The organism is Streptomyces sp. NPDC016309 (genome assembly GCF_043077235.1).
Taxonomy (GTDB): domain Bacteria; phylum Actinomycetota; class Actinomycetes; order Streptomycetales; family Streptomycetaceae; genus Streptomyces.
On sequence record NZ_JBIBSG010000018.1, the window covers coordinates 75,831 to 97,530 of the forward strand.

Sequence of the window (21,700 nt, forward strand, 5' to 3'; positions counted from 1 at the left end):
GGGTGTGGTCATGTTCCGGGTGTGTTGATCAGGTTCGTTGAGTGCTGTTATGCGGTCATCCAGTACAGGGCGGTGTCCATGTCGCGGGGGCCCAGGTGCGGATGGGGGCTGGGGCGGCGGCGAGGAGTTGGTCGATCCGTTCTATGTAGCGGCTGTAGCGGCCGGGTGCGTGGCTGAGGGGGATGTCGAGAGTGCGCAGTCCGCTGTGGGCTCGCCGGTCGTAGATGGCCATGCGGTCTGGTGCGGCTGCTGTGAGGACGGTGGAGGCGAGGGCGTCGCCGGTGCGGAAGCCTGGTAGGTGGGCGAGGGCGGTGTGGCCGGCTTGTGCTCCCGCGCAGCGGCTGAGAGTGGTGTCCCGGGCGGCGGTCGGGCCGCTGCCAGTCAATGGGCCAGGCTGGGCACCAGTCCGATCGATCTCGGGTCCCCGTCAATGCGGGCCCACGGCGAACATTAACCCCACCGTCAGGAGACGCGGTCTGGGAGCCGAGCTCCGCCGGTTCCGCCTGGCCAGCGGGTTGAAGAGCACCGAAGTGGCCGAGCAGTTCATGGTCTCCAGCCCAAGATCAGTCACCTGGAGAACGCCCGCCGCACCATCAGGCCCCGGGATGTGCGCGGACCCGGCGGCATTCGGGGATCACCCAGTAACCGAGTGTACAGATTTGATGCTCCACAGTGGCAGGCGGAATGTGCCTATTGGGGTATTTGCGTCATATTTATGGGTATGCGGCGGGTAAGCGTCCGCCTTTGGAGGTCATCATGGCGTCGACCCACCGCACGCCCATCGAAGAGCACCCCGACCTGATGGATCTGCACGCCCGGCACGACCGTGCCGCCGCCACCCCCCGAGCCCAGATGATCGAGGCCTTGGCCCTCCTCACCGGCCTCTACCTCGCCGCGTCCCCCTGGATAGCCGGCTTCAACGGCTTCACCACCCTCGCGGTCACCAACCTCATCGCCGGCATCGCCTACACGCTGCTCCTCGGCGGCCTCGGCAACTCCTACGAACGCACCCACTCCATGGCCTGGGCCGCCGCCGCCATCGGCCTCTGGACCTGCATCGCCCCCTGGGTCGTCGCCGGAGACGTCGCCCGCACCCGCTCCATCACCAGCAACCTCATCACCGGCGCTATCGCCACCCTCCTCGCCCTCGCCGCCGCCTCAGCAGCCCGCGACCGCACCCACGACAGGCGCAGCCACCCCGGCGCGTGACGACACCACGCCATGCCCGGCGACCACCGACACCCCGAGTTCACCGTCGCCACCGACATCCCGGCCCGGCCAGCGCCTGGCAACGCGGCTCGAACGTACACCTATTGGTGCCGTGTCAGCGGGCCGGACTTCTCCAACGGGAGAGCAGCAGCCCGATCACCCTGTCTAACCCGTCCTTGTTCGCATCGATTGTCGGGACAAGGAACGCGGAGACGGGGGAGGAAGGGATTGAGCGGACTCCAGCAGCCTCTTCGTCAGCTGCTGGAGCAGCCCGCCCTCACCCGTCAGCTGCTGGCCCTCAGCCTGGGCTCGGGCCGCGAGCTCGCTCAGGAACTGGTCATCCGCCGTCGCCGACGCAGCCCCTGCCTCAGACGGTTCGGCTATGTTCTCGCTGGTCACAGGTGCACTCTTCCACGATTGGAGTTACACCGTTCTCTTCACAGTCCCCCCGCCATCGGTGGGGTCGGTTGTCTGTCGTTCAGGTGCCGACGGCGGTGACGCCGAACATGAGGGTTCGGCGGCTGACGTCGTAGTGCACGGTCGGGGTGCTGCGCAGGAGGTCCTGGAGGGCATCGGCGTCGTCGGCGTCGACGGTCAGGACCTCTTCCCAGGCCCCTTCGTCGAGTACGAGCTGCAGGGTGAATGTGCCTGGGGCAGCGGGCTCACCTGCGACCCAGCTGAACTGGTAGTGGCTGAGTTGGCGCACCTTGATGCTGTCGTCCGTAACGGGCTGCCTTACTTTGGTCGTGGTCGCTCTGGCCATAGCCTGTCTCCTTGCGTGAGTGACGTCGGGTACGGTGGGCGGGTCGAAATCGGGCCAACGAGCAGCTGACCGACCAGCCTCCGGCACAGGGCCGAAGGGCAAGCCGCCTGGGGGTTCAGCAGTGGCCGGCCATCGGGCCGTGGTGGTAGGTACGGCGTACGGCGGCCATACTTCTGCCGCCTGCCATGGCCAGGGGTGAGGCGGCGCGCCGAAGCATTCCTGCCTGCTGCTGCTCGGGGCGCTGCTGCTCTCCGTGCAGGGCGTTGAGCACGAGCATCCCGGCCGTCAAAGCGGGTACGGCCCACTGCAGCATGGCGAGGTGGCGCTGAGCCTGGTCCAAGTCCACGGGGTGGTCGGCGGCAGCCTCTTGATCCTCGGAGTCGGGGGACGCGGCGAGTTCGATCTTCTTGCCCAGGATGCGGCTGTAGGCGGTGGCTGCGAGCGCGGCTCCGGTGAGGACCGTCTTGGCGAGGGTGGAGGCGCCCACGCCGCTCTGGTAGGCCACCCGGGCACTGTTGGCCCCCAGCAGGCCGGCGCCGCCCACCAGGTGAGCGCCGATCGCGGCCGCGTTCACCGGTGTCCAGGCGGCCCAGCCGGCGCTGGCGAGCCGTGCGGCAAGAACCGGCTCCTTCACGGCGTTGCGCGCCGCTCCGTTCAAGCCGACGGCCCCCATGAGAGAGCCCCCGAACCAAGCTGCCAGGCCGATGTCATGCAGACTGCGCATGACCGTGTTGCGTTCAGACATCTGAGTCCTTCCAGACACACGCGTCCCTGCGGGTGCAGGACACCGAACTCAGGCTCATCGTGATCGACGGCACCTGCCAGATGAGGCGCGCACTTGGAGGAACCCCACCCCCGCCCGGTGGAGACGGAGCAGCGCCCGGCACCGGCCGCGCCCCCGGGGGAAGCCGGTGAACCGCTACATCGCGGCGGGCCCTTTCCGAGCGGGTCATGGCGTCGTCGGAGGTATCCATGCCTTCCCCGCTGCGTATGCCGCGCCGTTCGAGGTCCCCGCCCGGCGTCCGGGATCGGCTGCGTGGTGTCCTCGTGATGCCCCCTGCGGGGCTCTGGTTCACCGAGTTCCCGAGGTTACGGTTGGCGGATGCGACGAAAGGGCGTGCTGCGCACGCTGATGGTGGGCGACACCGTCTGGCTCTGGGGCCGACGGCATCGGCACCCGAACTGCCAGGAGACCCTGTCCCTGCGTCGGGCCGACGCGCCACAGGCCCAACTCCGCTTGGTCTTCCGCTCCGGCGAGAGCGGCGCGGCGGCGGGCTGGCCCCTGGGCGAGGGCGAGATCATCGGCGCGGGGGGCCGCGTCCTTAACCTCAACGAACCCGGGGTGGTACGCCGTTTCCTGGACGAGGCCATGACTCGCGGTCTGTTTCCCGCCGGGAACGGTGTGCGGGAAGAGGACGGCTGGCCGCTGTTCGAGGCACTCGTGTCGGGCAAGACGCCCCATACGACCTGAATATCTTGGTCGCGAGCGTTGTCGACGCTGCCGGGCCTTGATTCTGCCGAAGTCGCCGGTGTGGTGGAGGTGTCCTTGCCGCCGCCGCCGCTCCGCTTCACCCCGTGCCGGGGTCGCGCGCCGTCCGGCTCCCGTACGGGGCCTGCCAGGTCGCCGTACGGCGCGCCGGCCCCGGGGCCGCGCAGCCGCGCTCTGCTGTGCGTTTGGGCTGGTCGTCCGCGCCGTTCGGGCGTTGCGCCGCGCGCGACCTGCTGCTGCGGCGTTCGCGAGGGTCGCTGCGTCGGTGCAGCTCCCACGCCGCTCCGCCACGGGCTTGCGCCGGGTCCGGGTCGAGCTGGCCGCGTTCGCCGCCTCCGCGGGTTCCGGCAGCCCGCCGCACGACCGCGCCGTGCTGCGCCGGGGTTGCTGTCCGTTCGGGCCGCTTGCCCGCCGTGCGCCGCCGCGGTCCCGCTCCCATGCCCCCGTCCGTCGTACGGCCGGCGCTGCGCTGTACTGGGCTGGGCTGGTCGTCGTCCGCGCGCGCCGGGCGGTTCTGCCGTTCGCGTCGCTCCGCCGCCGCGCCCGGGGCCGCCCGGGCCGTTGTCCGCCGTCCGCTGCCCGCCGTACGACCTGCGCGTGCTCGCCGCGCTTCGCCCCCTGCGTGCGCGCGTTCCGCGCTCTGTGCCCGTCGCTCCGTACGGGCCGGCGCGTCAGTCCCGCTCCCGCGTCGCCGCTCTTCACCGCCCCGGCGGGCTCCGGCGTGCGCTCGGGCCGGTGGACGCTCCGCGCCGCCGTACGCGCGGCCGCGCGTGTCGGCACCGTCCCGCGCCGGGTCGCGGTCGTGTGTCCGTCGCCCGTCATGCGGCCGCCTCCGCCGCGCCCGCCCGCTCTGCCTTCGCCGCAGTCCCGGACCGTTCGCCGTCGCCGCTCCACGCGCTCCGCCGTCCGCTGCCCGCCGTCCCCGCCGCCCTGCGTGCCGGGGCCGCGCCGTGCCGCCCCGCCGCCTTCCCCTGGGCTGTTGCCCGCCCCTCCCGCTGGGCTGTTGCCGACCGGCCCGCGTCCGCTTCGCCCCGTACGGCTGTCCGCCATCGCCGCGCGCCGCTCCGCCGCCGCGCCGGGCCGCTCCGCGCTCCGCCGTACGGCCGCGCGCTCGCGGGCCGCTCCGCTTCGCGCCTGGACCGGCTGGTCAGCGCGCAGCAGCGCCTCGGGGAGTGCTCAGTTGCCGAGAGCTTGGCGGAGGGTTTCGCGGCAGTCGATGACGTCGTCGACGCCGACGAGTTGCAGGACCCGAAGGACGGAGTCGGTGGGTGCGGCCAGGCGGAGCCAGCCGCCGACTTTGGTGACGGACTGGTAGGCGGCGATGAGGATGTTGATGCCGGTGGAGTCCATGAAGGTGACCTGGCGCATGTCGATCACGATGCGGGGCCTGGCGGTGTCGGTGACCTCCAGGGCCCGGCGCAGCTGATCGCCGGTGTGGTGGTCGATCTCCCCGGCCAGGGTCAGCACGCGGACGCCTTCCGTGAAGGTGGTCACGACCGACAGTCCGCCGACCTGTTTGGTGTCCGTCATTTGTCCCTCGGCCATTCGGTGATACTTGCACACCAAGACCTTCCGCCTGAAGTGCTGCCCTGCACGTCCGGGCGATGCTGCTGTGCCGGGTGGGGAGCCGACGCAGGAGAGTGGAGCGTGTACCGCGCGGGCGCGGGTACGCGCGGGGGTGTGAACGGGGTGGCGGAAGTGGGCCGTGATGGAAGCAGTCTCTGTGGATGAGGGCGGCACCGCACCAGGCGAGCAGATCATGCAGACCACGGTGGCCCTGGAAGGTGACGGCACGGTCATCGCCCAGGCCCGCCACCTGGCAACGCAGTTCCTCACCCGGGCACAGACCGAGCGCGGGGTGCTGGTTTCCCAGCGCGCTGTGGACCTCACGCAGCTGGTGGTCAGTGAACTGGTCACCAACGCCCGCAAGTACGCGCCCGGCCCGGTGCTGATGGAACTGCGGATCACCGGCGAGACGGTGGAGATCGTGGTATGGGACTCCGACCCGGAACTGCCGATCGCGCGGGCCGCAGACACCGGCCGGGTCGGGCAGCACGGCCTGGAGATCGTCCTGGCCGTCGCCCAGGGCTTCGAGGCGCAGCGGGAACCGGTCGGCAAACGCATCACCGCCCGCCTCGCCCTCCTGGACATCCCCGACCGCGCCATTGCCGACCAGTAAGACGGCGTCGCCCTGACCACCGGGCAGCCGCAGTGGTACGGCGGCCATGCCCTGGTCGACCCGCGCCCCGACGCACCCCCCCGCGCCCTGGGCCCGGGGATGAGCAGCCGCTGCTTGTGACCACTCTCCGCACCCCGAGCGGCCACGAACCCGGGTGCGGTGAGGCGTTTGGGTACAGTGCCTGGGTGCTGACTGTCTGGTCGGCGCCTTCCTGGGGGGGATGAGCGAGACGAGGGTTATGCCGGAGCAAGCGAGCCCGCCTGCGATAGCACCGAGCGGGCCTGTGGCCGCGTCGGCCGAGGCGGCGCGGATGGCGGCGGTGCGCCGTTACGACATTCTCGATACCCCTCCGGACGGCGCCTACGACAGAGTCGCAGCGCTGGCCGCGCGTCTGTTCGAGGTGCCGGTGGCGACGGTGACGATCGTGGACGAGGACCGGATCTGGTTCAAGGCCACGCACGGCCTGGAAGGCGTCACCGAGATCGGCCGCGACCCGGGCCTGTGCGCCTCGGCGGTCCTCACCGATGACACCACCGTCATCCCCGACACCCTGCTCGACCCGGTCGCCTGCTCCAACCCCCTGGTCGCCGGCCCGATGGGGGTGCGGTTCTATGCCGCCGCTCCGATCATCACCGCCGACGGGTACCGGCTGGGCACGGTCAACGTCCTCGACACCCGCCCCCGCGAGATCAGCCAGGCGGATTCGGCCACACTCGCGGACTTGGCGGCGGTGGTGCGTGACCAGCTTGAGCTGCGGCTGTCGGCGCTGCACGTGGTGCGCGCCGAGCAGGAGCGCCGCAAGGTCGAGCAGGACAAGCGCCAGGCGGAGGAAGAGGCCCGGCAGCGCGCGGAGCGGGACAAGGCGGCCATCGCCGCGTTCGCCTCCACCCTGCAGCGCACCCTGGTGCCTCCCGTCCTGCCCGCGGTACCGGGCTTGGAGCTGGCCTGCCACTACAAGACCGCCTCCCCGCAGGAAGTGGGCGGTGACTTCTACGACGTCTTCCCCGTCGGCGGGGACCGGTGGGCGTTCTTCCTGGGCGATGTGTGCGGCAAGGGCGCCGAAGCCGCCTCGGTCACCTCACTGACCCGCTACACGCTGCGGGCCGCAGCCCTCGTCGACGCGGACCCCACGGCCGCGCTGAAAGCCCTGAACACCGCGCTGCTGCTGGACGCGGCGGTCGGCACCCGCTTCTGCACCGCCATCTTCGGCCTGCTGGACCCGGTCCGGGATGGCGGTTTCACGGTCACGCTGGCCACCGGCGGCCACCCGCCCGCCTACCACCTGAACCCCACCGAGGAAGGCGGTGTACAGGTGGAGCCGGTCCGCGCCGAGGGCGGCATGCTGGTCGGCGCGATCGCCGAAGCCGCCTTCGCCTCACGCACCCTGCACCTGGCACCCGGCCAGGGACTGCTGCTCTACACCGACGGCCTGACCGAGGCACGCACCGCCGATGGCCACATGCTCGCCGACACGGGCCTGCTCGACTTCCTGGCCCACCGGCCGGCGCCGGTCAGTGCCGGTGCCCTGATCGACGACACCGTCGCGCTCCTGGATACCCTCCCCGACACCGAACGCGACGACGTGGCTCTGCTGGCCCTGTCCGTCCCCACCGCGGATGCCGCTCCCGCAGGTATCACCACCACCGTCCACAGCGCCGCCGCCCCGACCGCCGACGTCTCCGTCGGGCAGGAGAACCGACGCCCATGACCGACGCACTCCACATCGACGTCCCGCACACCGACGGCGCCCTGGCCGTGATCGCACTGTCCGGTGAATTCGACATCACCACCGCACCCGCCGTGCGGGCCCGCGCCCTGGAACTCATGGCGGCCGGACACCCCGACCTGGTCGCTGACCTGTCGGGCATCACCTTCTGCGACTCCTCAGGGCTGGGTGCCCTCGTCGGCATCTGGCGCTGCGCCAAGGACGCCGACGGCTCGCTGACCCTGGCGGCCATCCCCGACCGGCTGAGCCGCCTGCTCAGCGTCACCGGGATGGACACCTTCCTGCCCACCTTTCCCAGCGCCGACGCCGCGCTTGCCGCACGCCAAAGCAACCGCACCACTGCCTGAAACCTCTCGCTCGCCAGGGCGGCTCCAACAGCTGGCTAGCACATGACCAAGCGCGCGCCGCGACCAACGTACTGGTCGCGACGCGCGCTCATCCGCTCCGCCAGGCGCTACACGTCGGGCCGCGGCGTGCAGCACACCGGATGCTGCCTTTCCCCGCCGGGTTAGTGGGACTCGTCGTAGGGGTCGCGGCTGCCGGACTTGGCCGGCCCGCGGCTGATCATGTAGCCGACGGTCAGGATCACGATGTACAGCCATGCCTTGTCGGCGCGGAAGCAGTCGGTGTGTCCCTCTTCGGTGCCCACGACCATGGAAGGATCAGTACCGCGACCACGGAGGCGAGGTAGATGAAGAATTCGGTCGTCTTTAGAGCCGACTTCGTCTCGGTCGACAGGCGACGGGGACGGTGTCCGGCAGGGCCGGTGCCAGCAGGATCGGCTGGGTGGCGGCCTCCATAGCGTCGAACAACACCGACGCAGCCCAGCAACAGAAGGCGGTGCCCCATGAGCGCACCCACACCCACCGGACACGCACCCGAAGGACGCAGCCTCCAGCCCCTCCGCCTTCGACCGGCCTTCCCCGGCCCTGCCGGCACGCGCCGACCGCGGCTACGCCCGCTTCCTCGGCCAGCACGACCAGGACCAGGACGACGGAGTTGGCGGCGGCGAGGACCCCCACTGGTGACCGCCGGCCACCCGCACACGACGCTCTCGGCAGCGAGGCCCGCCATGCACACCAGCACCCACACGGTCCTGTACGACCCCGACGGCCTGATCGAAGCCGGGCTCCCGCTCGATCGCGAACCGTACGAGTGCCTCGTCAACGCCGTCCTCGCCTGGACCGACCAGGACATCCTCACCGCCAGCGACTTGGTGCAGCTCGCCCTCCAGCTCACCGGCCACGCCCGCGCGCTTGCCGCCAACGTCCGGCGCCACGCTGCCGCCCTGCCGGAGAACGACGGCCGCGGCGCCCTCGCCGACGTCATTCTCCGCGAAGCCGCCGGCTGCCTCTCCCAGCCGATCGAGGAGATCGAGCAGCGCGAGCAGACTCTGCTGCTCGCCTCGCAGACACACCGCGGCCCGGCCGCCGACGGGGGTTGCGGGCCGGGCCGAGTGGGACGTGGGGTCAGAAGGGCATGTGGCCCCGCATGCGGCGGCCGGCCGAGCCACTCTTGCCGACTGCCTTCGAGCTGCTGCTGAACGGCTTGCTGAAGAGGCGGCCCAGCGGGCCGGGGGCCTTGCCGCCCGCGCGGGAACCCAGGCCGAGGGTCTTCTGAGTACCGCGCTCGGGGTGCTTGGAGAGGCGGGGCAGGAAGAACGCCAGAACGGCGAGTATGACGCAGACGGCGATGATTCCGGCGATCATCATGGTTGGACCCCACTTCCTCGGTGGTGCGCTGACGCTTCGTCGTGTGCGACCGCGTGTACCCGTCGAACCCTCGGTCACGCCCCGGCTCCGGCCGTCGTACGGCCGCTGGCCGAGGTCGCCGTACGGCCGAGGCCGCCTCAGGCCCCGGGCCACTCCGTCATACGGCCGCCGGCCGGTACCCGCGTCGTCCTGGCGGCCTAGCACCGTGCGCGGCGCGGCCAGAGACCCGGTGACCGCCCCTACGAGGGCTGCGGTGGTGGCCCGCACCTTGTGCTTACGCCACGCCCGCGCACCGCCTGTATATGGCTCGTCGAGCCGTTTGAAGCACAGGCCCTCGACCCCGGCGGCCGTCCATATAAGCCACTCCGCGGCTGTGGCCGGGTCGGTGGTCGACGGGCACAGCGTGAACGGCGCCGTAAGGCCCCGCCGCGTGAACAGCGCCTCCAGCTCGCTCCGCCGCCGTACGCAGGGCATGCCGGTCAGGTCCAGGCCGCCGGTGTGGACCAGGCCGAAGGCGACGTAGCGCGCCGGCCACTGTCGGCCCGCCTGCGCTGCCGCTCCGCGGCGAATGGGCACGGACCTCTCGGCGCCTACCTGGTACGGCACGCAATCGTGCCGGCGCCGACCGGGCGACTCACCTTCACGGGCCGTCAGGGGTCGGCGATGGGCCGACCGGGAGACGTCCGGGTGCGCGTCGACGTGAAGCTAGACGGCGCGCTCGGAGTGGCCGTCTCCGGCGACGCGGTGACCGCCCTCCGGGCCGAGCTCCACACGAACGGCCGTCTCTGAGTGCTGGGGGAGATGGCGTGGGTGACAGACCGATGCCGGTGGAACCCGGTGGCGAGCTCGGCGTCTGAGAGTTGCCGGGTTGTCACGAACTCGCCACCGGCCTCACCGACGGCGTTCCGTGTCCGGTGTGCGGCTCCTGCTCCCACCCGAACCCTGCCCACGCTCCTGACGGGCACCCGACGCGCGAGGACGAACAAGCTGCCGAAGACACCCACCAGCTCCTCCAGCAGCAGCGAGACGAGATCGCAGCCGAGCTGCAGCAGCTGCGCGAAAACGCCGCCGCCGCCAGGGGCGAAGTCGGCGACACCTCGCTGGACATCCTCAAAGCCGACCACAACACACTCACCAATCAGCTGGCCGACTCCCTCAAACGTGCCGCCGACCGCAGGAATGTCGAGGAGGAATTCCTCGCACTCGATCGCGAAGACACGGCCATGACCCAACAGGACAGCACCGCTACCGCCGGCCCGTCCGACCGCAACGCCAACTACGACAACCTGTCCAAACGGCAGGCACAACCCACCGCGATACTCGACGCCGCCCGCGGCACCGCCACCACCCTCGCGGCCCGCATCGACGACCTCACCCGCACCGGCGACCACCTCGAGCAGGCAGCCGAGGCATCCCACACGGCAGCCACCGCCAGCCAAACCCTGCACACCCGCACCAGCGAAGCCACCGATGCTGCCACATCCCAGGGGTTCAGCACCCCCACCGAAGCCGAACAGGCCCTGCTCAGCGAGCAGGCCCTGACCGACCTCGAGGAAGAGATCAACCAATGGCGTGAGGCCCGAGCCTTGCACCAAGCTGTCCTCGACGACCCCGCCCTGCAAGAAGCCACCGCCCAGCCAGCCGCCGATATCGAAACGGCGGCAGCCCAGCGCGCAGCAGCACGACCAACACGCCCAATCAGTCACCGCCTCCAGCTGTCAGTCCGCGCTGGAACGCTTGCTGTGCCTTGTTCGGGCGCTTTGTCGTACGAGCCGCCGCCGGGGCGGGAGACGTGGCCTGGTCGGGCTGCACGCCCAGCTTCGACAGCCGCTCCTGCTGCTCGGGGAGAAGCTGCGCCCAGGTACCCGGGTTCTTCTGCCGCTCCAGCCATTTGCCCAGGTCGTCGCCCTCGAACAGCACCCCCAGGTCCTGCATCCGAGGCGGTGCGGCAGGCTGTCCGGCCGGGCGCATAGGGTGCGCCCGGCCGGGGCCGCGAGGGTCAGGGGGCGGTGGTGAGGGCCTGGTGGATGTCGAGGGCCAGGCGCAGGCTGTCGGTCGCCGCACGGGGGGTGAGCAGTGTGTCCGGGGCGCCCGTGGTGAGGCAGTTCAGGACGTGGTTGATCGCGGCGCTGTAGTTGTCGGTGGGGGTGAGCTCGATCTCGCGGCGGCCGGCGGCCGTGTACTCGGTCAGCCGCATCTGCGGCCCGGTCTGCTCGAAGGGGCGTTCGTGCAGTTCCAGGACGCCGTTGGTGAAGGTCGCCTCGAAGCCGTGGGCGACGCCGTAGGCGGCCGGGACCATGGTGGAGGCGGTGAATTCGACCACCGCGTCGTCGTAGGCGAGGATCGTTTCCGCCCCGGCCCGCTGCGAGTCCGCGGCCACGGCGCGGGCGTGGAAGGTGCGGGGCAGGCCCAAGGCGGCGGCGACGTAGTCGAGGTCGGAGAGCATGACCTCCAGCGCCAGCTTGTCCACGCCCAGGGGCACCGGCCCCCAGATCGGGCCCGCCTTGCGGTAGGAGCGCAGCGACTTCAGCTGTCCCAGCGAACCGTCGGCGATCGTTTGGTGCAGGTGGCGCACGGCGGGGTGCAGGCGCATGAACAGGTCGACGAACACCCGCTTCCCGCTCGCCTCGGCCGCGGCGCAGATCCGCTCGGCCTCCTCGACGCTGGGGGCGAGGGGCAGCTCGCACAGCACGTGCTTGCCCGCGTCGAGGGCGCGCAGGATGTGCTCGGTGTGCAGGTGCGTGGGCAGGCAGATGTCGACCAGGTCGACGGCCGGGTCGTCGTAGACGGAGTCGAGGTCGGTCGTGGTGGCGAAGCCGAACTTGTCCGCGAAGCCCTCCAGCTTCTGCGGGCTCCGTCCGAAGACCACGACCTCGACGTCGGGGCGGGAGGCGTAGACGCCGGCGTGAGCGATACCGAATCCGGTACCGAGCAGTGCGATCTTCATAAGGGTCTCTCCTGGAGCGGGGGTGCTCTTCTCCTGGGGCCGGCAGCGGCTGCGGCCGACCACCGGGCATGACTCCACGCTAGGACCCTTCGAGGACATCAGGTGTCCTCCAAGAACGGCACACTGGGGGCCATGACGACCGACATGCCCGCCCGGATTCTGCGGCTGCTCGCCCTGCTCCAGACCCGCCGCGAATGGTCGGGCGCCGAACTCTCCGACCGCCTCGGCGTCACCGTGCGCACCGTCCGCCGCGACATGGACCGCCTGCGCGACCTGGGCTACCCGGTCGACAGCGTCAGCGGCCACGCCGGCGGCTACCGCCTCGCCTCCGGCGCCGACATGCCCCCGCTCCTGCTCGACGACGACGAAGCCGTCGCGCTCACGGTCGCCCTGCGTACCGCGGCCGGACATGTCACCGGCTTCGAGGAAGCCGCCCTGCGCGCGCTGGCCAAACTCGAACAGGTCCTGCCCGCCCGCCTCCGCATCCAGGCCGCCGCCCTCCAGGACGCCACCACCACCCTCGCGTGGGACACCCCCTCACCCCGGGCCGCCCCCGCCGTCCTCACCACCTTGGCCGCCGCCTGCCGCGACCACGAGATCATCACCTTCGACTACACCACCCGGCACCACGCCCACGCCTCCCGCCGCGTCGAGCCGCACCGCCTGGTCGCCTACGGCAGCCTCTGGTACCTCATCGCCCACGACACCCACCAGGACGACTGGCGCATCTACCGCCTCGACCGAATCACCGACCCCGCCCCCACCGGCTTCCGCGTCCCCGCCCGGGAACTCCCCGCACCGGGCCCCGACCCCGCCGCCTACCTCGCCTCGAAAATCGCCGGAGCCCCGGCGCGCTACCGGGCCGTCGCCACCGTCCAGGCCCCCGCTGAGACCGTGCGGGCCCGCACCGGAGCACTCGCCGACCGCGTCCGCGCCGTCACCGGCACCACCTGCACCCTGGACACCTCCAGCGACTCCCTCACCCGCATCGCCCAGACCCTCACCGCCCTCGATGCCGAATACACCCTCGACGCGGACCCCGCCGTCACCCACTACCTCCGCCGCACCACCCGCCGTACCGCAAATGCCCTGAACGATTGACGGCCGACCTCTCAGTGCTCCAGGGCGAGTGCGCGGTGGCCTCGATCGCGCGAGCTGGACTGATCAGTAGATCCGGGACAGCGACGCTTTATCGGGGCGCGCGGCATGAACGTGCCGAACACCCGCCCACCGGGTACGACGTGCGCGAGGTCGGAGCCCCGCCGTTTCGATGTAGTCGGGGCACAGTCCGTCCGGGCTTATGGTCTTCCCGGTATCGGAGCGGCGTCCGTTCCCTACATGGCGAGCGGTGACGAGCCAGTAGTCCCCGGGGGACCCCCATGAGAAAGCCGGTGGCCGGCCCGAGGCACTTGTCCGGGGCCTCACCCCGGGAGCGGTACCACGCCTCGATGTACAGGGCGGCGAAGGACAAGGTGTGGAAGCCGTGGACTCCTCGCATGAAGCGAGCCTATGGGGCGGGTTTCGCCGGGCTGGCCCCTGTTGCGCGACAGAGCCGACGCTCATGCTGGGGCGCCTCGCAAAGCGCCTTTCAGGACGTCCACCAGGGCGTTCGCCAAGGCGCCCTGGTGGGCGCTTCACAGGGCGCCTCACGGCCGTACGGCGGCCGGACAACCGCGCAGGTCAGACCAGGACGGTTGGTCCCGGGACGTAGTGGGTGCGATCAGGCATGAGGATGACGGTGGCGTCGAGGGGGCCGTCCAGGCGGTGGCCCCTACCGTTGTAGCGGGGGGTGATGTAAGACCATTCGAGGTTTCCGGCGATCATCCACTTCAGCGCTTCCAGGTACGCGGTGATGTCGGCGCCTCGTCCTTGCGGCCGGGCACGGAGTTGTTCGCAGAGCTGGTGGAAGTCGTCCTCGACGCGGTGGACCGTGGCTGCGATGCGGTCGACGGCGCCCTGGAGGTCGCCGCCGTTGTCGGCAAGCGCGAGCTGGATCTCGTTCATGGTGTCGCCGCTGTAGAGCTCCTTTCGGTAGGAGAAGATGTCGTTGACGGCGATCCAGTGACGGCCCACCAGCGTGTTGAGGCGCCGCAGCTCGGGTAGCCGAGAGGTGGCATCGCTCAGGTCGATGCCGAGGCCGAACTCGGCCAGCGGGAAGCAGCACTCCCCGATCGACACCGCCCGGTACGCCTCGTAGGTCGCCAGATCGATCGCCTTGGCCTCTTTCACCAATTCCCGTTCGAGGCGGCACGCACTGAGGAAACCTTTCAGCGTGTGCGCGTAGCGTTCCCACACGCCGGGCGGCATGACTGACATGCTCTGTTCGCGCAGCAGGTGGAAGGCCCGGGTGTAGGCAGTCTGGTCCGGGATCGGTCGGCCGTCGAGGACGGCGGGCAACAGGGGGATGCCCAGGCGTCGCAGTTGTGACGGCGGATGCTGGGCGAAGGCGTCGTCGATGCTGAACAGGACGTCGATCCAGTGGCAGATCAATCCCACTCGGTCGGCGCGGGCGGTGGCGTACACCAGCAGGTTCCACAAGGTGGTGCGGTGCTCCAGGAATTCCTGCAGGCTCTTCTCGTCGGCGAAGGCGCCGCGCATGCGGTCGGCCAGCCACTGCCGGAAGCGTCTTTCGTCCTGCTCGATACCTGGACGGCGCAGGGCCGGGGTGAACCGGGGGAAGAGCGGCAACCGGAACGAGGGATAGGCCGACAGGTCTTCCGACGGCCGAGCGCCTGGGGGTATCCCTGGGCGGGGGCTCGTATCAGCTGCGTCGCCGGTCACCGCTCGTCCCGTGAGCTCGGGGGGATGTGATGGCCGTGCGCGGAGATGCGGCGGTGAAGGGTCAAGGGTCCGCCCTCGGGGGTGAGGAGGAAACGCGGCACCGCGCGAGCCGGCTTCCCGCAGGGGGCGCGCAGTTGCCACTGGCTGCTAATCCCGGCGAGGGCGAGGACGGCTTCGGTCATGCCGAAGAACTCGCCGAGGCATTTACGCCGCCCGCCGCCGAAGGCGGTGAACGCCTGGCGCATGGCCGGCGTGAGGCGCTCAGGCCGCCACCGGTCGGGGTCGAACGCCTCAGGGTCGGCGAAGACCTGCGGGTCCCGTTGCAGGGCGTAGGGGGAGATGATGACGTCTGCGCCAGCGGGGATGGCGAAGCCCGCAACCACGGTGTCCGCGAGGGCGACCCGGCTGAGCATCCAGGTCGGTGGCCACAACCGCAGCGCCTCCGTCAACACCCGCCGTGTGAGGAGCAGGCGCGGCAGGTCGTCGAACACCGGCAAACGCCCGGCAAGAGCGTTATCGACCTCAGCCCACAGCTGCTGTTCGACGTGGGGACAGGCGGACAAGGCATGAAAAGTCCACGCCAGGAGTGAGGCGCTGGTCTCCACTCCTGCCGCCAGGATCGACATAACCTGGTCGCGGACCTCACGGTCGTCGAACCGCGGCCCGCCGTCCTTCGGACAGGCCATGACCTGGGACAGCAGGTCGCCCCTGCCGGTGTCGGATTCCCGGTACTCGGCGATGACGTTGCCGACGGCCCGGGCCAGGTCCGTGCGTGCGCGGGCGAAGCGCCGGTTGGCAGGTAACGGCAGGCGGTGCACCCAGGGCCAGGGGATCAGCATGTGGCGGAACATGCCGCGCAGCAGCACCGGCAGCGCCCGGCCCATCGTGTCCGCCGCTTCCTGCCCGGCCGGGGCGGAGATCAGGGTCCGTGCCACCACCTGTGCGGCCAGCTGGTACATCTGCTCGCCCACATCGATGGTGTCGCCTTCCCGCCATGTTTCTATGGCCTGACTGACGCATTGGCTCATGACCGGCGCGTACGCGGCGACCAGGTCGCGCTGGAAGGCGGGGCGCAGGACCGGCTGCTGGCGCCGGTGGTCGGCGTTGCTGCAGGTGATCACTCCGTTGCCGACGAGGACCCTCGCGGTCTCCATGAACGGACCGCCCTTGTCGAACTGGGACGAGACCAGCACCTGTCCTGCCGCCCCGGCCTCGTTGATCAGGTAAGCCGTACGGTTCGCGATCCGCACTCGCGATACCGCCGCCTCGCCGCGCTGGTCCATGAGGAATCCGAGCGGGTCCCGCAGAAGCCGGTAAGCATGCCCGATGAGCGGGAGCGGACCCGCGACTACGGCGATCTGCTGCTGCACAGGCCCCAGTCCTCCTCGTGTCCCCCCGATGACACGGGGCCGTACTGCTGCCAGGTGAGAGATACCCGCGCTCGGATGAAGGCAGTCCGTCTTTCTTCGGGCCCAACTGCGTGGCCGCCGCGTACCGGCTCCGCCGCCGGCGGGAGCGGGCGGAAGCACCTGCTGACCACCGCATCAGTGCCTAAGACACCGAGTCCTTCGAGGACGAGCGTTACCACGACCGGCTGCTGGCGTGGCAGACGTACAGCGGCCCCCGGGTGCGGGGTAGTTCTGTAAGCCGCGGTCGAACGCCGCGCGGTCGGTGTCGCTCAGCTCGTAGCCGGGCCGTACGGACGGCTCGTCGTCTTCGGCGGCGCGACCCACCGCCATCTTCCGCCTCCGATACGTCCAGCGCGGTCACGACAGTACGGCCGTGCGCGGCGGTCAGCACCTCGTCCTCCCGTACCTGGGACAACCGTTTGACGGCCGACCGGCGCTTCTCCGCCGACGCCCTCCTCATGAACCGAAGTGTCAGTGGTGTCGGCGCCGCCCTGTCCGAACATGCGCCCGCATCCACACGGCCGAGTGAACCTTGACCGAACCGGTGGCGTGCCCGCGCCCGAGTGGACACCGCAGTTGGCGAGTTTCGCCCACTGCGGCACTGAGCCCGCAAGCGGGCTACTCCGGGCGGACCTGCGCCGCCTGCATGCCCTTCTGCCCCTGCTCGGCGACGAACGAGACGGTCTGGCCTTCTTTGAGGGACTTGAAACCATCGGACTCAATGGCCCTAAAGTGCACGAAGAGCTCGGGGCCGCCCCCTTGCGGAGTGATGAAGCCGAACCCCTTCTCCTCGTTGAACCACTTCACCGTGCCGGTTTGCCGGTCAGACATGCCCACTCCAAAGACTGCGTGGCGACCCAGCGCCGCCGAATCGATCTTGGCATGGCGGATGCCAGGTCGCGCCCAAGACTGCTAAGCGCGCAGTCACAGTCCGGCACATGACTCGGATACGGACATGCGACCCGGATGTCCTGTGACGTGCTTGCCACCGCAGCACCGCTGGAGCCCTGACAGGGAGAGACACCTGCGTCGAAGCCGTGAGGGCGTGGAGCGTGACGTCGCTCAGTGACTCGGGATCACCTAGATCGTTGTGTGCTTCATGAAGATCAGCAAAGCTCGGCAGTCAGTAATTGCTGTGGCCGCGATGGTGACGCTCAGCTCCGCCCTCTCGATCGCCCCCACGCACGCCGCGGGTGCCATGCGGTCGGTAACGGAGTGCACACCCCAAACCGATTCGCGGAGTGCGGACAACTGGAGCTCAGTCGTGTCTCGCAACTGCATCAGCGACTACGCCGGTGCGCATGCCAGCATCGAATCCGAGTGTTGGAAGGGCCAGACCATCGGCTGGAGCAGGACATCATGCAACATGGGCGGAGACCTGGAGATCCGCAAGGGAGACCAGATCATCGAGTCGATCGAATCCTTCGGATTCTGGGTAGGGCAGGATGGCGGCCAGCGCATCTTCCGTTTCAACTGTGCAGGCCACGGCGAATACACCTTCACCACCAAGCGAGTGGGTGTGAGCCTTCCCGATGGCTACAACGGCGTGGACATCCCCGACCGCTCAGTCACCGTCACCATGTGCTGACGCCGTCGAAGCCCGAACCACCACTCCTGCGCCTAACTAACAGCGCGCCGTCCGGAAGGCTGGCGTAGAGCACCGGACCCCCGGCCTTCAAGAGGCCAGGGGTCCGGTCACGCCACTGGAGCGGTCAGGGGCAGTCCGGGGCGGTTTGGGGGATCGTCACCGGCTTGGCCCAGTCGACGCCGAGTTCCCGGAGTGCGGTGAGCTGTTCGGCGGTGAGCTTGTCACGCCTCGCACGAGTGTTCGAAATCCATACGCCCAGTCGTACAGGCACCGGCTCGGTCTCGCCGTCGACGTCGATCTCGACGACCGCGCCGCGCGGGACCGGCCGGTCACCCTCCTTCTCCACCCACTGCGTGAGGGCCGCGAGGCCTCGCTGGAATGCCTGCTGTGCTTTGCTCGTGCCCTTCGTCGCAGGAGCGGCTGCCGGGGCGGGAGGCGACGCCTGGTCGGGCTGTACGCCCAGCTTCGCCAGCCGCTGCTGCTGCTCGGTCGACAGCTGTGCCCAGGTCCCCGGCTTACGCTGCTGCCGGAGCCACCGTCCGAGGTCATCACCCTCGAACAGCACCCCGGGTTCGATGGCCGGCAGGTGGCCGTCGGCGTCGACCAGGTCGGCGAGGTGGCGGTAGTGGCGTTGCCAGTTCAGTGGCCAGGGGCAGTTCCAGTCCTCGTCGATCGCGGTCAGCTGTTGCGCGCGCTGCTCTGCCCGCTGCGGGTCCTTCCCGAGTCCGCCTTTCCTGCGGAGGTTGGTCATGTGCTGCCCGATCGGCACGGGGCCGCCGCCGGCCGGGTCGTCCCACATCGCGTCCTGCCGGGGCGCGAGGTGCCCGGTGGCCCGCCGGTAGGAGCGGAGCGCTGCGAGCTTGTTCTCCCACGCTTCCTCGCCCGGCTCCCACACCATCCCGGCCTCCGGCGCGTCCAGCAGGGTCTTGCGCCGCTCCTCCAGCTCCCCGGCCCGCAGCGCCTTCCTCTGCTGATGCACCCACCGGCCAAGCGGGAAATCCTTCGTGACCCCTACTTCCACCTCGACGTCGTAGGGCACGGTGTAGAGGCCGGTGATCTCGTTCTCCTTCCGCCACCGGATGAGGGCTTGGTAGCCCTCCAGCCACACCAGTGACTCCGGCCGGTAGACCCGGGTGCGCAGGAAGGCCGCGATGGTCGCCGGGTCGCGCGGGCTGGAGAAGTGGAGCAGGGCTGACTCGGCAGCTGCGCCGGTGTCGCCCTGCTCCTGGTCCTCGCCGTCGCCCGTGCCGCCGGCGCCGACGATCCGCCCCTCTTCGCCACGCTGCACGTGGACCTTGCGCTTCCCGCTGGTGAGCGCACGTGAGGCGAGCTGCTCGACCAGACGCTCATCATGCGAACGCAGGCCCTGGAGGACCGCAACAAGAGGGCGAAACGAGGCGCTGGCGACCATGTCGGTCGGGTCCTCGCCGGGCTCCAGGAAGATCGGGACGATGATCCTGGCCACCTTGGTGGAGCCGTCGCGGTTGAGTCGGAGCGCCCGGCCGATGTTCTGCACGATCTCGACCTGGGAGCCGCGGGTGTCGGCGAAGCAGACCGCCTCGACTCCCCGCTCGCCGACGATGTCGACGCCCTCACCGAGAACGCGGCAACTGGCGAGGAACGCCCGGTGCACTCGGTGCCCGGCTGCGTCGATGCCGCCTGCGAACTGGCGCAGGACCTCGCGCCGCTCGGTGACGAGGTGGTCGCCGCACAGCCATGCCGACCACACCCGGTCCGGCGGCACGTGCCGGCCGGCCTCCAGCTCGTAGAAGTCCGCGTCGATCGACGACTTCGGGAGCTTGTCCGCCTGCGCCAGGTCCTCGCCCGAGACCTCGCCGGCATACAGCTTGGCTGCCGTCTTGGGCAGCTTCTCCGCGAATGCCGCGGCTTCCTCGACCTTCTGGTGGAACGTCATGACGGTGCGCAGATTGCGGGCGGCGGCGTGCTCCAGGAGCGCGGTCTGCAGCAGCGCCAGGCGCCGGCCGCGCCGCGCTTCCTCCGACTCCCCGATCACGGGGGAGGGGTCGCGGATCTCCAGGACGTCGATCTCGAAACCGGCGAGGATCTCGCGCTCGATCGCCTCCGACAGCCCGAGCTCCGCGATCCACGCACCGTAGGTCCCCTCCGGGTCGTCGGCCATGGTCGCCAGCTCCACCTCCTGGCCGCCGGTGCCCTTCTGCGGCCGGGGAGCGGCGAGGATGCGCGGGGTCGCGGTCAGGTAGAGCCGGAAGTCGGCGGGGATCCGCTGGTTGTCGTGGATCGCCGCCCACGGCCGCCCGAGATCACCGGCGGTTCCGTGTGCCTCGTCCACGATGGCGAGGTCGAACGGGGCGATCTGCTGGCCGTAGAGCCGCTCTCCGCCCGCCAGGGCAGCCTCCAGCGGCCCGCGGACCTTCTCCTGCCCCGTCGGGTCTTCGGGGTCCTCGCGGTCCACGAGCGAGGCGTAGGTGGCGAACACGACGATCGGCCCGGAACCCGCCCACAGAGCGAGCTGGATCGGGTTGGTGGTGGTGCGCACCCCCAGTTCGTTGAGGACCAGGTCGTTCTCCAGCGAGCACACCGCAACCATCGGGGCCCGGTGACCGACCTGGCGCCACGCCTGGGCGGTCTGTACGAGCAGGTCCAGGGTCGGCACGGTGACGAGGATCCTGCCGCCTGGGAAGGCCTCCAGCGCGCACGCGGCGGCCGTGATTGTCTTGCCCGAGCCGGTCGCTGACACGATGGTGCCCCGGGCACCCAGCGGGGGCACGGATGATCTTGCAGGGAATCCCACCCACCTACGAAACGCGGATCGCTGGTCTAGCTGGTGTTTCTTGAGCTGAATTGCTGACATTTCTATGTCTCTCTTAAGCTTGAATCCCCGTGGTCTTTCAGGTGGGCAAGCTCGCACCGGGCTCCCCACTCTTGATGGGCGTGCCCGTCGTCCGGGTCGTAGTGGCCTCACGCGTACGGACGACGCAGTCCCGTCGCTGTTCACCGTGCGCGCCGTGCGCAGACCGCCCGTCCTCACTGAGCGCCTCCAGCGCCTTCCAGCGCCCGGCGCCGCTCCGCGGTGTCCGGGCGCGGCAACGAGGTCTCCCGGACGTACGCCTCCAGACGCACCACGTCACCCCGCTCATGCGGTCGCATGTACGCGAGATGTACGCCCTCCTCAGCAGCCCCGGCCGACCGCCCCCCCGGCCGCGCCCAGCGCCGGTCCGCGATACCCACCAGGCCCTCGGCCGCGTCACGCCGTCGCCATCCCGGTCTCCGCGAACACCGCGCCCCGACAGGCCGGCGCCATGCCGCGCCCAGCTCGACCACCTCGCTGCGCCCCAGGGCGACCGCCCCACCCTCCAAGCTCGGCCACCAGGTCGTCCACGTCCTGGGGAACGCCCCCCCCCAGAGAGCCCGAACACCTCCAACCGGGGCATTCACGCCCGGCTGTCTGGTGCCGCGTCACCCGGCGCACAGCCCCCACGCTCAGCATGAGGCCGGGTCCTTCGCTCCGAGAACAGGGACTCACACATTTTTGCCAACACTACATGCTGCATCAACGCGAGTCACGCGCTACACCAAGCCTGACACGAACGAGCGACCCACCCCTCCCAGCCAGCCCGGCCCGCGTCAGCGGGCCCCAGCGGCCCTGGAGGCGCAGCCGAAAGGGCCGTTGAGGCGAGGGAGCGAAGCGGACGAGCCGACCCGGGATGGAGCGCAGCGGAAGCCCGGTAAGCGGGGCAACGCCCCGCCCGGTCCGGGAGCGCAGCGAACGGACCGTCACCCCGCCTGCGCAGCAGGCGGGGTGAGCGGGTGGCGCAGCCACCCGCCAGCGCTCCCGCGGAGCGGGAGCGCAACCCCCGCGCGCAGCGCGGGGGTTCGCTTGCACATCGCGCAGCGATGTGGGACCCGCTCCGCGGG

At 70.3% G+C, this 21,700-nt stretch carries 20 protein-coding genes and 1 pseudogene; 9 read left to right on the forward strand and 12 right to left on the reverse strand.

Annotated features, from left to right (window positions below; all coding sequences use genetic code 11):
* Positions 1-55 precede the first annotated feature (55 nt).
* Positions 56-385 carry a hypothetical protein gene (locus ACF068_RS30835; RefSeq protein WP_392277595.1) on the reverse strand — a complete coding sequence of 110 codons (330 nt, stop codon included), beginning with the start codon at positions 383-385 and terminating at the stop codon, positions 56-58.
* A 371-nt stretch (positions 386-756) separates the two neighbouring features.
* Between ACF068_RS30835 and ACF068_RS30840 the strand changes: the two genes are divergently transcribed.
* Complete coding sequence (locus ACF068_RS30840; protein ID WP_392277596.1) at positions 757-1,209, forward strand: SPW repeat protein; 453 nt, start codon at positions 757-759, stop codon at positions 1,207-1,209.
* A 478-nt stretch (positions 1,210-1,687) separates the two neighbouring features.
* Here the strand turns inward: ACF068_RS30840 and ACF068_RS30845 are convergent, their stop codons facing one another.
* Entirely contained in the window at positions 1,688-1,972 is a 285-nt protein-coding gene (locus ACF068_RS30845) for a hypothetical protein (protein WP_392277597.1), read from the reverse strand.
* A gap of 115 nt (positions 1,973-2,087) precedes the next feature.
* Entirely contained in the window at positions 2,088-2,717 is a 630-nt protein-coding gene (locus tag ACF068_RS30850) for a hypothetical protein (protein ID WP_392277598.1), read from the reverse strand.
* A 357-nt stretch (positions 2,718-3,074) separates the two neighbouring features.
* Here ACF068_RS30850 and ACF068_RS30855 point away from each other — a divergent pair, with 357 nt between their 5' ends.
* Positions 3,075-3,443, forward strand: coding sequence for a hypothetical protein (locus ACF068_RS30855; protein WP_392277599.1), 369 nt, complete (start codon positions 3,075-3,077; stop codon positions 3,441-3,443).
* Positions 3,444-4,637: 1,194 nt separating this feature from the next.
* Here the strand turns inward: ACF068_RS30855 and ACF068_RS30860 are convergent.
* Positions 4,638-5,006, reverse strand: coding sequence for an STAS domain-containing protein (locus ACF068_RS30860; protein ID WP_392277600.1), 369 nt, complete (start codon positions 5,004-5,006; stop codon positions 4,638-4,640).
* Positions 5,007-5,169: 163 nt separating this feature from the next.
* On the opposite strand from ACF068_RS30860, the gene ACF068_RS30865 reads away from it, so the two are divergent.
* The 3 genes from ACF068_RS30865 (at position 5,170) to ACF068_RS30875 (ending at position 7,713) form a co-directional block, all read left to right on the forward strand.
* Positions 5,170-5,640, forward strand: coding sequence for an ATP-binding protein (locus ACF068_RS30865; RefSeq protein ID WP_392277601.1), 471 nt, complete (start codon positions 5,170-5,172; stop codon positions 5,638-5,640).
* A gap of 283 nt (positions 5,641-5,923) precedes the next feature.
* Entirely contained in the window at positions 5,924-7,348 is a 1,425-nt protein-coding gene (locus ACF068_RS30870) for a PP2C family protein-serine/threonine phosphatase (protein ID WP_392277602.1), read from the forward strand.
* A complete protein-coding gene (locus tag ACF068_RS30875; protein ID WP_392277603.1) occupies positions 7,345-7,713 on the forward strand; it encodes an STAS domain-containing protein in 369 nt (122 codons plus the stop codon). Before ACF068_RS30870 ends, ACF068_RS30875 begins: the two co-directional genes overlap by 4 nt.
* 161 nt (positions 7,714-7,874) lie before the next feature.
* Here ACF068_RS30875 and ACF068_RS30880 read toward each other — a convergent pair whose 3' ends face one another.
* Entirely contained in the window at positions 7,875-8,021 is a 147-nt protein-coding gene (locus ACF068_RS30880) for a hypothetical protein (RefSeq protein WP_392277604.1), read from the reverse strand.
* Between the two features lie 417 nt (positions 8,022-8,438).
* Between ACF068_RS30880 and ACF068_RS30885 the strand changes: the two genes are divergently transcribed.
* The gene (locus ACF068_RS30885; RefSeq protein WP_392277605.1) at positions 8,439-8,909 is read left to right on the forward strand and encodes a DUF6415 family natural product biosynthesis protein; all 471 of its coding nucleotides are present in this window, start codon (positions 8,439-8,441) and stop codon (positions 8,907-8,909) included.
* Here the strand turns inward: ACF068_RS30885 and ACF068_RS30890 are convergent.
* Positions 8,836-9,078, reverse strand: coding sequence for a DUF6411 family protein (locus tag ACF068_RS30890; RefSeq protein WP_064070239.1), 243 nt, complete (start codon positions 9,076-9,078; stop codon positions 8,836-8,838). The genes ACF068_RS30885 and ACF068_RS30890 overlap by 74 nt on opposite strands.
* A gap of 612 nt (positions 9,079-9,690) precedes the next feature.
* Between ACF068_RS30890 and ACF068_RS30895 the strand changes: the two genes are divergently transcribed.
* A complete protein-coding gene (locus tag ACF068_RS30895) occupies positions 9,691-9,867 on the forward strand; it encodes a hypothetical protein (protein ID WP_392277606.1) in 177 nt (58 codons plus the stop codon).
* 924 nt (positions 9,868-10,791) lie between these two features.
* Here the strand turns inward: ACF068_RS30895 and ACF068_RS30900 are convergent.
* Positions 10,792-11,001 (reverse strand): annotated as a pseudogene (locus ACF068_RS30900) (helicase associated domain-containing protein); the annotation flags it as partial.
* Between the two features lie 76 nt (positions 11,002-11,077).
* Entirely contained in the window at positions 11,078-12,025 is a 948-nt protein-coding gene (locus tag ACF068_RS30905; protein WP_392277607.1) for a Gfo/Idh/MocA family protein, read from the reverse strand.
* 132 nt (positions 12,026-12,157) lie between these two features.
* Here ACF068_RS30905 and ACF068_RS30910 point away from each other — a divergent pair, with 132 nt between their 5' ends.
* Positions 12,158-13,126, forward strand: coding sequence for a helix-turn-helix transcriptional regulator (locus ACF068_RS30910; protein WP_392277608.1), 969 nt, complete (start codon positions 12,158-12,160; stop codon positions 13,124-13,126).
* Positions 13,127-13,705: 579 nt separating this feature from the next.
* On the opposite strand, the gene ACF068_RS30915 is transcribed toward ACF068_RS30910, so the two are convergent.
* From ACF068_RS30915 to ACF068_RS30925, 3 genes are all read right to left on the reverse strand, one after another.
* On the reverse strand, positions 13,706-14,806 hold the full coding sequence (locus ACF068_RS30915) for a terpene synthase family protein (RefSeq protein WP_392277609.1): 1,101 nt from the start codon (positions 14,804-14,806) through the stop codon (positions 13,706-13,708).
* Positions 14,803-16,176 carry a cytochrome P450 gene (locus ACF068_RS30920; RefSeq protein WP_392277610.1) on the reverse strand — a complete coding sequence of 458 codons (1,374 nt, stop codon included), beginning with the start codon at positions 16,174-16,176 and terminating at the stop codon, positions 14,803-14,805. Before ACF068_RS30920 ends, ACF068_RS30915 begins: the two co-directional genes overlap by 4 nt.
* 657 nt (positions 16,177-16,833) lie before the next feature.
* Entirely contained in the window at positions 16,834-17,046 is a 213-nt protein-coding gene (locus tag ACF068_RS30925) for a cold-shock protein (protein WP_392277611.1), read from the reverse strand.
* Between the two features lie 268 nt (positions 17,047-17,314).
* On the opposite strand from ACF068_RS30925, the gene ACF068_RS30930 reads away from it, so the two are divergent.
* Positions 17,315-17,803, forward strand: coding sequence for a hypothetical protein (locus ACF068_RS30930; RefSeq protein ID WP_392277612.1), 489 nt, complete (start codon positions 17,315-17,317; stop codon positions 17,801-17,803).
* Positions 17,804-17,927: 124 nt separating this feature from the next.
* Here the strand turns inward: ACF068_RS30930 and ACF068_RS30935 are convergent, their stop codons facing one another.
* Positions 17,928-20,636 (reverse strand): Helicase associated domain protein, encoded by a 2,709-nt coding sequence (locus ACF068_RS30935; protein WP_392277613.1) that lies wholly within the window; start codon positions 20,634-20,636, stop codon positions 17,928-17,930.
* Between the last annotated feature and the right edge of the window lie 1,064 nt (positions 20,637-21,700).